At 63.1% G+C, this 12,312-nt stretch carries 12 protein-coding genes; 4 read left to right on the forward strand and 8 right to left on the reverse strand.

From position 1 onward, the window contains the following. Positions 1–15: 15 nt before the first annotated feature. Entirely contained in the window at positions 16–813 is a 798-nt protein-coding gene (locus NJU76_RS04540; RefSeq protein WP_254531592.1) for a ZIP family metal transporter, read from the reverse strand. A 180-nt stretch (positions 814–993) separates the two neighbouring features. Between NJU76_RS04540 and NJU76_RS04545 the strand changes: the two genes are divergently transcribed. After that, positions 994–2,634, forward strand: a complete 1,641-nt coding sequence (locus tag NJU76_RS04545) for a potassium channel family protein (RefSeq protein ID WP_254531593.1) — start codon at positions 994–996, stop codon at positions 2,632–2,634. 50 nt (positions 2,635–2,684) lie between these two features. Here NJU76_RS04545 and NJU76_RS04550 read toward each other — a convergent pair whose 3' ends face one another. From NJU76_RS04550 to NJU76_RS04560, 3 genes are all read right to left on the reverse strand, one after another. Then, positions 2,685–3,938: a digeranylgeranylglycerophospholipid reductase gene (locus NJU76_RS04550; protein WP_254531594.1), complete on the reverse strand. Its 1,254-nt coding sequence runs from the start codon at positions 3,936–3,938 to the stop codon at positions 2,685–2,687. Between the two features lie 694 nt (positions 3,939–4,632). Further along, complete coding sequence (locus NJU76_RS04555; protein ID WP_254531595.1) at positions 4,633–5,049, reverse strand: universal stress protein; 417 nt, start codon at positions 5,047–5,049, stop codon at positions 4,633–4,635. Positions 5,050–5,225: 176 nt separating this feature from the next. Beyond that, complete coding sequence (locus NJU76_RS04560) at positions 5,226–5,375, reverse strand: DUF7557 family protein (RefSeq protein ID WP_254531596.1); 150 nt, start codon at positions 5,373–5,375, stop codon at positions 5,226–5,228. Positions 5,376–5,557: 182 nt separating this feature from the next. Between NJU76_RS04560 and NJU76_RS04565 the strand changes: the two genes are divergently transcribed. Continuing rightward, entirely contained in the window at positions 5,558–5,797 is a 240-nt protein-coding gene (locus NJU76_RS04565) for a hypothetical protein (protein WP_254531597.1), read from the forward strand. Between the two features lie 126 nt (positions 5,798–5,923). Here the strand turns inward: NJU76_RS04565 and NJU76_RS04570 are convergent, their stop codons facing one another. Together NJU76_RS04570 and nirK are read right to left on the reverse strand one after the other, a co-directional pair. After that, a complete protein-coding gene (locus NJU76_RS04570) occupies positions 5,924–6,712 on the reverse strand; it encodes a hypothetical protein (protein WP_425604291.1) in 789 nt (262 codons plus the stop codon). A gap of 207 nt (positions 6,713–6,919) precedes the next feature. Next, entirely contained in the window at positions 6,920–8,008 is a 1,089-nt protein-coding gene (gene nirK / locus NJU76_RS04575; RefSeq protein ID WP_254531600.1) for a copper-containing nitrite reductase, read from the reverse strand. Between the two features lie 303 nt (positions 8,009–8,311). On the opposite strand from nirK, the gene NJU76_RS04580 reads away from it, so the two are divergent. Further along, positions 8,312–9,418 (forward strand): aminotransferase class V-fold PLP-dependent enzyme, encoded by a 1,107-nt coding sequence (locus NJU76_RS04580; RefSeq protein ID WP_254531601.1) that lies wholly within the window; start codon positions 8,312–8,314, stop codon positions 9,416–9,418. 65 nt (positions 9,419–9,483) lie between these two features. Here NJU76_RS04580 and NJU76_RS04585 read toward each other — a convergent pair whose 3' ends face one another. Next, positions 9,484–10,413: a ribonucleotide-diphosphate reductase subunit beta gene (locus tag NJU76_RS04585; protein ID WP_254531602.1), complete on the reverse strand. Its 930-nt coding sequence runs from the start codon at positions 10,411–10,413 to the stop codon at positions 9,484–9,486. 117 nt (positions 10,414–10,530) lie between these two features. After that, on the reverse strand, positions 10,531–11,031 hold the full coding sequence (locus NJU76_RS04590) for a hypothetical protein (protein WP_254531603.1): 501 nt from the start codon (positions 11,029–11,031) through the stop codon (positions 10,531–10,533). Positions 11,032–11,187: 156 nt separating this feature from the next. On the opposite strand from NJU76_RS04590, the gene NJU76_RS04595 reads away from it, so the two are divergent. Then, the gene (locus NJU76_RS04595; protein ID WP_254531604.1) at positions 11,188–12,099 is read left to right on the forward strand and encodes a cation diffusion facilitator family transporter; all 912 of its coding nucleotides are present in this window, start codon (positions 11,188–11,190) and stop codon (positions 12,097–12,099) included. The last annotated feature ends 213 nt before the right edge of the window (positions 12,100–12,312 follow it).

Consider the following 12,312-nt stretch of genomic DNA (forward strand, 5'->3'; position numbering starts at 1 on the left):
AGTATCGATCGACGCTCAGATGAACGCCAGCGGCACCATGACGAGGCTCCCAACGACGACGCCGGCCGCGAGTTCGGGCTTGCCGCCTCGGGGCAATTCCTTGCCGATATCGAGGGCTTCGGGGACGAACTCGGTGAGGACGAGAAAGATCATCGCGCCGGCAGCGAAGCCGAAGCCGTAGGGGAGAAATTCGCGCGCATACCGGACGAACCCAAACGCGAGGACGGCCCCGATCGGCTGGGGAAGACTCGAGAAGACGGCCCACCAGACCATCTTCCACTCGGAGACGCCCATCGATTTTAGCGGGATCGAGATCGCGGTCCCCTCGGGGATGTTGTGAATCGAGATCGCGATCGTCATAAAGACCGCCAGTAGTGGGACGGTAAAGCCGAGGAGCTCGGCTCCGCCTTCGAGCCCGAGATCGGCGAAGGAGACGCCAATAGCGACTCCTTCCGGGAAACTGTGAACGGTCAGGATGCCGAGAATGAGGATCAGTTTCTTGAAATCGGCTTCCTCGTACTCCCGCGGATCGATATCGGCGTCCATCAGGACGTCGTGAGCCACGACGACGAGCGCGACCCCGGCGGCGATGCCGATCGCAATCTCGAGGGGCGTTCCCTCGGCCAGCCCCTCCTCAACGAGACCAAAGGTCGACGCCGAAAGCATGATCCCTGACGCGAGTCCCCAGAGGACGACGTTCCGACGCGTGCTGATACCCTCGAAGAAGAAAAACGGTACTGCGCCGAGACCGGTCGCGAGGGCCGTGATAAGTCCCGCAATAAACACCAATGCGAGGTTCTCGAGGAGCGCCATCGACTGCCGTATCGGACTCGAGATATAAATCGACGGCGAAGGTGGTCCTTCGGACCGATTTTTCGCGATGGTACTCGTCGTACGGCGGGAACGGTTCTCGCAACGCGATCGAAATCGAAAGCCCCAGCGTCAGTTCGATCGACCGATACCATCAACAGCCATCCATCGGTTAGGTAGCATATGCCACTGTGGAGATCACACCGCACTCGCCATTATTTCATCCTCGTGGTCGTGACGACCGTCGGCGCGACGTTGCTGTACAATTACGGGATGGCAACGTGGGAGAACGACCCACAGCCGCTTTACCGGTCGCTCGGCATTGTCTTCCAGTCGTTCACGACGACCGGCTACGGCGAGGATGCGGGATGGGCGACGCCGCAGATGTACGTGCTGACGATCGGATTGCAACTCATGGGGATCGGTCTGATCCTCACCGCGGCGGACGTCTTCGCTGTTCCGTGGCTCCGGAGCACGCTGGCGATCACGCCTCCGACGGCGGCCACCGACCTCGAGGATCACGTCGTCATCTGCGAGTACACGCCCCGCGGTGAGGCGTTCATCGAGGAACTCGCGTCCCGCGGGCGGGAGTACGTCGTCGTCGAACCGGACGAGGAGACGGCGACCGCACTTCACGAGGCGGAATACAGAGTGATCCACGGCGATCCGGAGTCGACGGCGGTCCTCAAGAGCGCCGGGATCGGACGGGCAACGGCAGTCGTGGCCGATTCGGCCGATGATACGAACGCGAGCATCGTCCTCTCTGCCCGAGAGGCGAACCCCGACGTTCGGATCGTTACGCTGGTCGAGGACCAGCGCCTCGGTGAGTATCACCGAATCGCGGGCGCGGACGAGGTGCTGTCGCCGCGTCAGTTGCTCGGCGAGAGTCTCGCTCACCGCGTTCCGACGGCGGTGACTGCCGCGGTCGACGAGGGCGTCGAGATCGCCGACGACCTCGAACTGGTCGAGCTCTCGATCGCCGAGGGAAGCGACCTCGCCGGCCGTCTGGCCGGCGAGATCCGGATCCGGGAGAAGTACGGGGTAGACGGCATCGGCGCGTGGTTCGACGGGTCGTTCGAGAGTCCGATCCCACGAGACCGGGAAATCGACGTTGGGACGCGACTCCTCGTCGCGGGGGAACCGGAGCAGATCGATGCGTTACGTGCGGAGGCACTGTCGGCAGTCCACCCCTTCGCCGCCCAGCGCGTGGTGATCGCCGGGTACGGTGAGTCGGGCGCGGCGGCCGGCGACGCGCTCGCGACGACGAACTCCCGAGTGACCGTTCTCGACACAGTCGACAAAGACGGGGTCGACGTGGTCGGGGACGCTCGCGATCCGGCGGCGATCCGCGAAGCCGGGATCGACGATGCCTCCGCGGTGATCGTCACCCTCGACGACGACACGACGGCAATCTTCACGACGCTCGTCGTTCGGGACCTGAACCCGTCAGTCGACATCATCGTCCGCGCGAACGACGCCGAGAGCGACCAGAAACTCTACCGGGCGGGTGCGGACTACATCCAGTCGCTCGCGACGGTCAGCGGCCGGATGCTCGCCTCGACCGTCTTCGAAGACGCGGAGGTGCTGGCCGTCGACCGGCAGATCGACGTCGTGAAACTTCCCGTCGGTCGGCTCGCCGGGCGAACGGTCGTCGACGCGGATGTCCGCGCGAGGACGGGCTGTACGGTCCTCGCCGTCGCCAGAGCAGACGAGACGGTCACCGAATTCGATCCGGCGTCGTTCGTCCTCGAGGCGGACGACGAGGTCGTCCTCGTCGGCACCGACGAGAGCGTGCAATCGTTCGAGGCACAATTTCTGACGTGAGAAGCAGGGCTAGAGTGGCCGGCGCTCAATTCGCCGAGCGATCCGAGAACCTACGACAGCAGGCCGCCGAGATCGAGGCCGAACTGCTGTTTTGCGAACCTGGCGAGCAGGGGGCCATCCTCGAGGTCGAGCAACCGCGCGATAGCCAGTGGATTTCCGTTGTTCGCGTCGGCGAGCGTCTCGTCGCCGAGGCGATGCAGATCTCGCATGAGTTTATCATAGCGGTCGTTGGGGGCGAGATAGAGCAGTTGCGTCATCAGGAGTCGGGTCTTCGCGCTCGGCGCGACGTCGCGATGCCAGAGCGTCTCGTAGACCTCGAGGTTCTCTGCGGTCGGCTCGAGGTTCCCGTGTTTGAGACAACTATCGGCGGCGGCCGCGGCCACGCGACCGGACTGCATACACTTGTTGATGCCTTCACCCCAGAGCGGATCGACGGTCGGGACGGTGTCGCCGATGGCCATGAACCGGTCGGTGTGGAGTTTACCGGGCGCCTGAATGTGGGCCGACCCGCGGTGTTGTTTGCCCTCGATTCGCTCGGCGTCCCTGAACCGGGGGTCGGTCTCGAGCCAGTGGGTCAGATAATCGTCGATGCTGAAGTCGTCCCGGCCGTACTGGGCGTGGCTGTCGTTTTGAATGTAACAGAGGCCGACCTTGGCGGTGTCCTCGCCCGTGTGGAAGATCCAGGAGTAGCCCCCGGGCGCGATGTCGTGGTCCAGACGCAGCATCATCGCGTTGTGCAAATCCGCGAACCCCGGACGGTCGATGTCGATCCCTTCGAACTCGTACTCGATGCCGATCGCGTGGTTCTCGCGTTTGAGGTCGACCACGTCGAGTTTCTTCGCGAGGGGAGCGGCCGGTCCAGTCGCGTCGACGACTATGTCGCCGTAGACCTCCTCGTCGCCGTTGTAGGTGACGCCGACGATCTCGCCGTCGTCCATGATAGGGGCCGCGACGCGGGCGTCGAACCGATACTCTGCGCCGTCGTCGCGACCGTCTCTCACGAGATAACGCTTGAAGTCGGCGAACTCGAGCACCGCTCCGGGTTGCTCGCGAACGTAGTGTTCCATCGGCGACTCGAGGACGACGCTGTCGGTGTACTGCATCACGACGTCGTCGGGGATTCCGAAGGAGGCCATCATCGATGGGAACGTCCCGGCAGTTGACTTGTTACTCTGACGGGGGAACTCGTCCTCGGCCTCGGTCTCGAGGACGACGACGTCGTACCCTCTGGCAGCGAGATCGCGGGCACATTGCGCACCCGCGGGACCGGCACCGGCGATGACTACGTCGTAATAGTCGTTCATGTAACCGTGACTGTAGTGGATCGTAATTAGTCTGTCCTGTTCGATCGATCGTACGTGATCGAGACCCTTCAGTGTCTTTCCAGCGTGAACAAGCCCACGTTCCCACTGCGAGCAGTGGCCGCCGACGACTTGCCGTTGAACGTACTCGAACGGCACTACTGAAACCCTCACCACCTGACAAAACATGCCTGCTTGTATCAATCCACGTATACAAACGGGTTGTAACATTGGTGAAACACCTCGGCGTCAAGTGGTTCGAAAGGCCTTCGACCTTCCGTCACCACGAGAGAGGGAAGCTCTCTTGAACGACCCCGAAGCGTCCTGGTTCCACGACCCTGTTGGACGTCGTCTGATAGCCTGTCGAGGGTCCCTCGACAAACACACGTTGCAGATTCCGTGGGGAATCCACCGAGAGTGCAGTCTCCGCAGGTGTGCATTCGGAGTCTCCCAGTCATACCTGGTGGTCACGGCGGGGCGTCTGACGTCCGTGTTCGTGGACTCTCAGCCAGACGCGAGTGGTGCCATCACACCGCCTGTATGTGGTATGTCACGACGTACTTGGGCGTGTCACGGAGTATCGGCTTCATCCACGGGGTCAAACCCCGTGGCAGTCGCCGTAACCACCTGTAAATCTAACAAGAATTGCAAGACATCAACGGACACGACGGTCGAATCCACCGCTGCCAAACGGCCACTACCTCACGATCGTCACTGGGACGGACGCCTGCCGACCGACCCGCTCGGCCACGCTCCCTAACAACACTCTCGAAAATCCGGTTCGGCCGTGGCTCCCGACGACGATCAGGTCGACGTCGTTGTCCGCGGCGTAGGTGACGATTTCGTCTGCGGGCTGGCCGACGACCGTCTCCGTCTCGACCGAACAGTCGTGTTCTGCCGCGCGGTCCTCGGCGTCGGCGAGCAACTCCATCGCCTCGTTGCGCAGTCGCTCGAGTAGCGCATCCGCTCCGAGGTGTGCGACCTCACCGTAACTGCTGTTCGTCGGGTCGACGGCGTGAAGTACCGTTAATTCGTCGTCGGCGTGTTCCGTACACGCGAACTCGAGCGCCGCCCATCCCGGCTCCGAGTCCTCGAGGGCGACTAGCAGGTGCATACTGACCTATACAGCGACCATCTACTTGAGTGTCATCCTCTGTCACAGTCGATGGACGATCGAAACGGCGTGTCGAACGCGAAAATGCGGGGGATACTGACGAATGGCTGTCCAATCGATTCGAGCCGGTCGATTTCGACGCGGTCGAGGATGATAACTTCGAATGCGTCCCCGTCTCACTCGGAGTAGCCCTCCTGCAAGAAGGTGCCCTCCGTTTCGTACATCGAAACCAGTTCTTCGATGAGTTCCTCGTGTGATTGTCCTTCCTCGCAATAGGTGTCGAGTCGCTCCATCAAATCGTCGCTGATCTTGAGTGTGTATGTCATGATAGGTGGCGCGTCCGAGCGCGTCGTACCGTCAGTGCGGAGCGACAAATAGCCCCGGGCGCGTATGCAATCTCGACCAGCCAGTAGCCGCCGAGAGCGCCACGAGACCGATTTACTGGGCTCCATTCGAACCAGCACGGGACGGCCGTTGCCTTACCCAGACGGGTACCATAGCCGCCGATATGACTGCATCACTGACCGACGACGAGATCGGAAAGACGGTTGTCGACGTCGAAGGGAAGGAACTCGGCATCGTCGCCGACGTCGAGGACGGCAGAGCGTACGTCGATCCCAACCCGAGTCTGGCGGAACGGGCGCTCGCAGCCGTCGGGTGGGAGAATCGAGACGACGAGGACTACGTCGTCACCGAAGACATGCTCGAGCGAGTCGACAGCGAGGTCATCCTGCGTGGCGAACTGTGATGCGGAACCGACGGATCAGAACGCACCGGACGTCGGCTGCTCGGCCCGGGCCGAACCGAATGCCGCCCGGAGGTGGATGGACGGCTGCGTTTCCGGGTTCACGCACACTCGCTCGAACGACGGGGCTTACTCGGCGGACCGATCGTCGAACGTCTGTTTGCGCCAGGTCGTCCAGTCGTAGAGCCGCTCGAGTTCGCCACCTTGCTGGCGGATCGCGACAGCGGTATTGAAGAGAAACGCGGCGACCAGTGTCGTCCCGACGAGCCAGGTTGCGTCAGCGAGCGCGCCATAGCCGGTCAGATAGCTCGTCACGAGGTCGACGAAGACGACCGCGACGACACAGACGATCGCCGGCAACAGGTGACGAGTCAGCGCGGCGAACGTCGTCCCTTCGTGGACGCTGACGGCACGGATGCCGTAGAACACCGCCCAGGCGGACGTGACGATCCAGCCGACAGCGACGACCAATCGCGTGGACGAACTCTCGACGAGGAAGGTCCCCCACCAGGCGGCGACGAAGATAGCGATGACCACGTAGTCGACCCACGCGGGCACCAATTGGGACCGGTCGCCCGCCGCCGGCTGCTCGTGATACATCGCGCGGATCGCAAGCGCGACGAAGAGGATGAAAAAGAGCACCGCTCCGTCGACGAATCGAGTGATCCACTCGGGTTCGAACAATACCGAGGCGACCCCGGCGATGGCGTAGACGATCGCTGCACCAATTCCGATCACGAGATACCACAGTTCGGTGCCGGCCTCGACCGCGAGGATGTCTCGAACGTAGACGATCGCGTAGTAGAGAAGGATCACCGCGGCGATACCGATCGCGAGATACGCGAACAGCCGTCCGATCGCGACCGTCGTCGCCGGATCGCTCGCGTCGAACGCGATCGATGGGCTCGAGGGGAACATCACTGCGTCTAATTGGCCCCCGGACTGGCATAAGAATACACCCCGACTACTGGCGATCGGGAAGGGAAGGAACGTGTTGCGTCACCGAAAACGAGGTTGGAACTCGAGCAGACGGGTTCCGACCTATGGACGAAGTGAAAGCCGTCCGATCAGTGGAGGAGGGAATCGAAAAGGGGTCGATCGCAGGTCGGGGTCGTCGATGTCCGATCACGGTTCAGCGTCGAATACGTTCGGGTTGGGGTCGCCCTGGACGTCGATGACCCCGAGCGCTCCGCGGTGGACGACACGCGACAGCGCGTGGTCGACGATTTTGACCGGACCAGGCACCGGGAACGCCATCTCGCCGGCAGTGGTCGTCCCCGGTGCGACAGGCGTCGTTTCGACGTTGATTGCGGGGTCGGACAGCAGGTCGCCGTCGCGGTAGAGGTCGCTCCAGACGTTGCCGATCGGGTGGAGCGAACTCAACAGGTTCGGTCCGCCGTTGGCGAAGTAGACCCGCGCGGTCTCGCCCGTCTCAGCCTGCAGCGGCCCGGCGGCGTCTTCGGTGAAGCCGTAGGCCTGACCGTTGAAGACGACGTAGGTGGGGTCCTCGCGCATCATCGCCTCGAAGTCGAACTCGTGGTGGCCCTGCTCACCCACATCGCCGGTGGTGTAGATCTCGTGTTGACCGAGGTAGTACTCGGTGTCGACCGCGGGGAGGCCCTCTTCGGGTTCGACCAGGATCGAGCCGAACATCCCCGAACTGATGTGGTAGTCCATGCTCGGGACCGCACAGTGGTAGATGAACACGCCAGGGTACTCCGCGCGGAAGCTGATCTGCGTCGGATCGTCGTCCGGCGCGATCGTGGTCGCCTCCGCGCCGCCGCCGGGTCCGTAGACCGCGTGGAAGTCCATGTTGTGCATCGCCGCGTTCAGGTCTTCGGGGACGTCGAACGTGAGGTTGACCGTGTCGCCCTGGCGCACGCGGATCATCGGCCCCGGAACCGTGCCTTCGAAGGTCATGTAGTCGAATGTGACGCCGGGTTCGATTTCGGCGGTCAGCTTCTGGGTCCGAATCGTCACGTCGTGCGTGCGAGGGTTGGTCCAGTCGACCGGCGGCGGAATGTCTGTGGGATCACGCGCGATCTGGTCGACGTCGACCGCCTTCGCCGCCGAGAGCCCCTCCTCGTCCGCCGGCTGGTTGGTGTTCGTGCTGTTCCCCTCTGCATCGCTCCCGAGACAGCCGGCCACGGCGAGCGCGCCGGTCGCCCCGACCGCCTGCAGTACGTGTCGTCGGTTGAGTTGAGTAGCAGTCATCGTTCTTCTTCTCAACTATCGATTGGATGGACATACGTTCAGTAGTATCGACGATTCCCGAGCCATGGTAACTGAGTTGACCATTCCCGCCATATCGTGGGAGTTTATGTACGCGGTTTCGGAACGCGGCCACTACGATGCGGACGCGGCACTCGGTGGGCGAACACGTGGTGAGACGGAGAGGTTCGAGCCCAGCAGACGAACCGACGACCGGTAATCGCGTCTGTCCAGTACTGTGTCCATAAGAGCCTCCACGCGACTCGACCGGCAGACCGAACACGGAAGCGTGCGAACGACCGGGTAATGGAGCCACACGATCTCCGCGAGACGATGCCTGCTCTCGAGTCGAGCGTCTATTGCAACTGGGGTGCCGGCGGGCCGAGCCCGCACCGCGTCGTCGAAGCGGCCGAATCCGCGCTCGAGCATCATGAATACGTCGCACCTGCGGCGGAAGGGATGTATCCCGCGGCGGTCGACGCGTACGACGACGCGCGAGCGGCAGTCGCTGACCTGCTCAGGTGCACGCCGAGCGAGATTGCGCTCACACAGAGTACGACCGACGGGATCAACCGGGTCGCGGGCGCGTTCGATTGGGGCGAAGACGACGTCGTCGTCAGGACCGACCTCGAACACTCGGCGGGGGTCCTGCCGTGGCAGCGTCTCGAACGCGAAGCGGGGATCGACGTGCGTGTTCTCGAGACAGATGCGGGGCGACTCGCGCTCGACGACGTGAAAGCCGTCGCGGCGGAGGCGACGCTGATCTGCGTGAGTTCGTTGACATGGACGCACGGCACCCGATTGCCGATCAGTGAAATCGTCGACATCGCCCACGACGCGGACGCGCTGGTGCTGGTCGACGCCGTACAATCGCCCGGCCAGGTTCCGGTCGACGTCCACGAGTGGAGCGCTGACTTCGTCGTCGCGGCGGGCCACAAGTGGCTGCTTGGCCCGTTCGGCGCGGGCTTCCTCTTCGTCCGCGACGGGGTCGAGCGTGATCTCGTTCCCGCAGCGATCGGGTACCGGAGCGTCGCGGACGAGAATACCGGCGACTACCGCTACGCCGCCGGAGCACAGCGGTTCGAAATCGGAACGGCGAGCCCGGCACCGCATGCAGGACTTACGGAAGCCATCGGCGTGCTCGAGGACGTCGGAATCGACGCGATCCAGCAGCGAGTCGAAACCCTCACCGATCGGCTCAAAGACGGCCTGGCGGACGACCGACTGCTCAGTCCCCGATCGTACGAATCGGGACTGATAACGATCGACGTCGCCGAGCCCGAACGGGCCGTGGACAGACTCGCCGACCGTGGGATCGTCGTCAGATCCCTCCCGAAGCCAGACGCGATCCGCACATCGATTCACGCGTACAACACCAGGGAGGACGTAGACGCAGTGCTCGAGGCGCTGTGAATAGACCAGTACTCGAAGCACTCTGATGGAAGCCGGCCGAGAACGACGGAACGAGTCGACCGGAGTCAGTCGGCAGCCTGCTGTTTCTTCATCGCGGCCCGGACGTCGCCATACTGGTCGAACTGATCGGCACCGATGTAGTCGATGGAGTCCTGTAAATACTGGACGACCTGTTTGCCGATCTTGGGCTGATCGTAGCCCTCGAAGGGCTGGTCCTCGTAGAGCGGGCCGGAGAGCAGCCGGTTTTCGACGTACTCCTCGATGCGCGGTTCGTAGACGTCCGCGACGATGTCGGGTTCGGCTTCGGTCAGTTGCTGGAGGATCCAGCGGCCGTTCTCGATGTGACGCGTCTCGTCCTGGCGGACCCTCCCGATAGCCTCCTGGAACGACTCGAGGACGACATCCCGGCCCATCTGCTCGGCTTTCAGTTCGATCATCTGGTCGAAACTGAGGTAGCCACCCCGGGCGAGCTGGGCCTCGACGATGCCCATGTAATTCAGATACGCCTCGCCGAGCGCATAGACGAGTTCGGTTCGGTCGCCACTGTCGGTCGCGGCCATCAGGTCGTCCGCGGTGTCGTAGAGGTTGTCAGTGCTGTACCCTTGCTCTTGATACCCGCCCTCACGGTAAGGCGCGGTCTCCTGCGTGTCGAAGACTTCCTCGAAGTACCGACTGAAAAGGTCGGTGTGCTTGGCTTCCTCGTAGACCTGTTGTGCCAGGTACATCTCCTCTTGAACGGTGTCGAAGGGCATCTCCTCGTTCGGGAGGGCATCCAGCGCCATCATGTACGGTGCGAGCGTCCGCGTAACGTCCTCCTCGCCGTCGTAAAACCCCGAACACGTCGCGAGGAATCGGTGTTGCTCGTCGTCCGAGAACTGCTGCCAGTCGGCTCGGTCTCCCTCGAGGTCGTAATCGTCCGGGTCCCACGTCCCCTCTCGCTTCCCTTTCCGGTACAGTTCGTAGGACTTCTCGCGCTGGCTATATTGGATTGGCATGATTCAACATGACGTACCAGTCACAGATCAATATTCGGAATAGTACGGACTCTGATATACTCGAAACAGCGGCGACCTCTGACCGGAGAAGGAGTCTCGATCGGCAGATCGATCCGATCACTCGTCCTCGTCGGTTTGTGACATCACGGCTTCGACTACCGTCTGGCGCTCGTCGAAGTACGCCGGCGCGTCGGCATCGGCCTCGAACTCGACGACGCGGGTCAGCGCTTCGGCGCCGTCGTCCGCCGTGGACGGTAACTCTTCGGCGAGTTCGGTATAGCCGACAGCCAGGTCCTGAAAGGCTTTCATCCGGGCCTGTTTCGCCTCGACGAGGAGTTGCTTCTCTTCGAGTTCGCGTTGTCGCTCCTCGATCGCCGTGACGTCGGCCTCGCTCGTATCGGGTACGTCCGCGGTCGGCGGCGTTTCGGTCGCCGGCACCTCGTCCGGCAGCGCCTCGAGGCGCGATCGAATGTCGGCCATCTCTTGATCAATCTCGTCGAGGAGTTCGTCGGCTTCCTCGTTCATCGTCTCGACGGACCCGGACAGGAGCCCTGCCTGCGTTCGGCAGTATTCGACGAATTCGTCGACCGCGAGTTCGTCCGCGGCGTCGTCGCTCATATGATCCCCTTGGAGCTTCCTGCCGAAGTTACTTTGGGCACGCGTCGGTCGTGTGGCGACCGCCGAGTCGCCCCCGGTCCGTCTCGTCCCTGATTCGACGGGCAGATTGTCGGCCGAGCACAAGCGCTTTCGACGCACGGATAGAAACACCACGCGATGGACCGACGGGGTGCCGTCCGGCGCGTCGGCGCCGTGGTGCTCGCCGTGAACCTCGTGCTGGCCGCTGCGAAGGGCGCGGTGTGGTGGACGACCGGAAGCTACGCCGTCGGCTCGGAGGCGGTCAACAGCGCCGCTGACGCGCTGTACAGCGTCGTCGTTCTCGCCGGGCTCTACGTCACTACTCAGCCACCGGACTTCGGTCATCCGCACGGACACGAACGCATCGAGCCGTTCGTCTCGCTGTTCGTCGCTGTGGGGGTGTTCGGCGCAGGCGGTACGATCCTCTATCGCTCGGCCACGACGCTCGTAGCCGGCGACTACACCGTCGTCGTCGGTCCGTGGGCGGTCGGTGTGCTCGCCGCGAGCGCGGTGGTGAAGTACGGGCTCTACCGCTACTGTCTGCGGGTCGCCGACGAATACAATTCGCCTGCCACGACCGCGACGGCACTCGATAACCGAAACGACATCCTCACCGCGGCTGCGGCGCTATCGGGCGTGCTCGGCTCGACAGCGGGATATCCCCTTCTCGATCCGCTCGCGGGCTCCGTAGTCGCGGTGGGCATTCTCTACACGGGGTACGACATCGCGAGGGATAACGTCGGGTACCTCGTCGGTGCGGCGCCGCCGCCGGAACTCCGCGAGGAGATACTCCGGCGGACGTTCACCCATCCGCAGGTCCGCGGTGCCCACGACATTGTCGCCCATTACGTCGGCCCGGAGGTCGACGTCAGCCTTCACATCGAGGTCGAGGGCGACCTGACGCTCAGGGAGGCACACGACCTTGAGTCCGCGGTCGCAGCGACCATCCGTACCATCCCGGAAGTCGACGACGTGTTCGTCCACGTCGATCCGCAGGAAGTCGGCGAATCGGAAGACGGCGGACAGACGGAGTACCTCGATCGGGAGTGACACCAGCGTAGCGAATTTCCCGTTGGATGCGGGGTCGACGGACCTCCCCGTCACGGGATGGTCGAACGACGGGGAACCGAGGTCCCTCGGACGTATCGAGCGAGTATCTGGCCGAACGGACGACCAGTTTGGCCAGCGGTTGTTCGGAGTAGATCGTGATGCTCGTAGACGAGTGCTAGCATACCACCTGGCATTAGTCTTTCAGACTCGTTA

The organism is Natrinema gelatinilyticum (genome assembly GCF_024266705.1).
In the GTDB taxonomy this organism is placed as follows: Archaea; Halobacteriota; Halobacteria; order Halobacteriales; family Natrialbaceae; genus Natrinema; species Natrinema gelatinilyticum.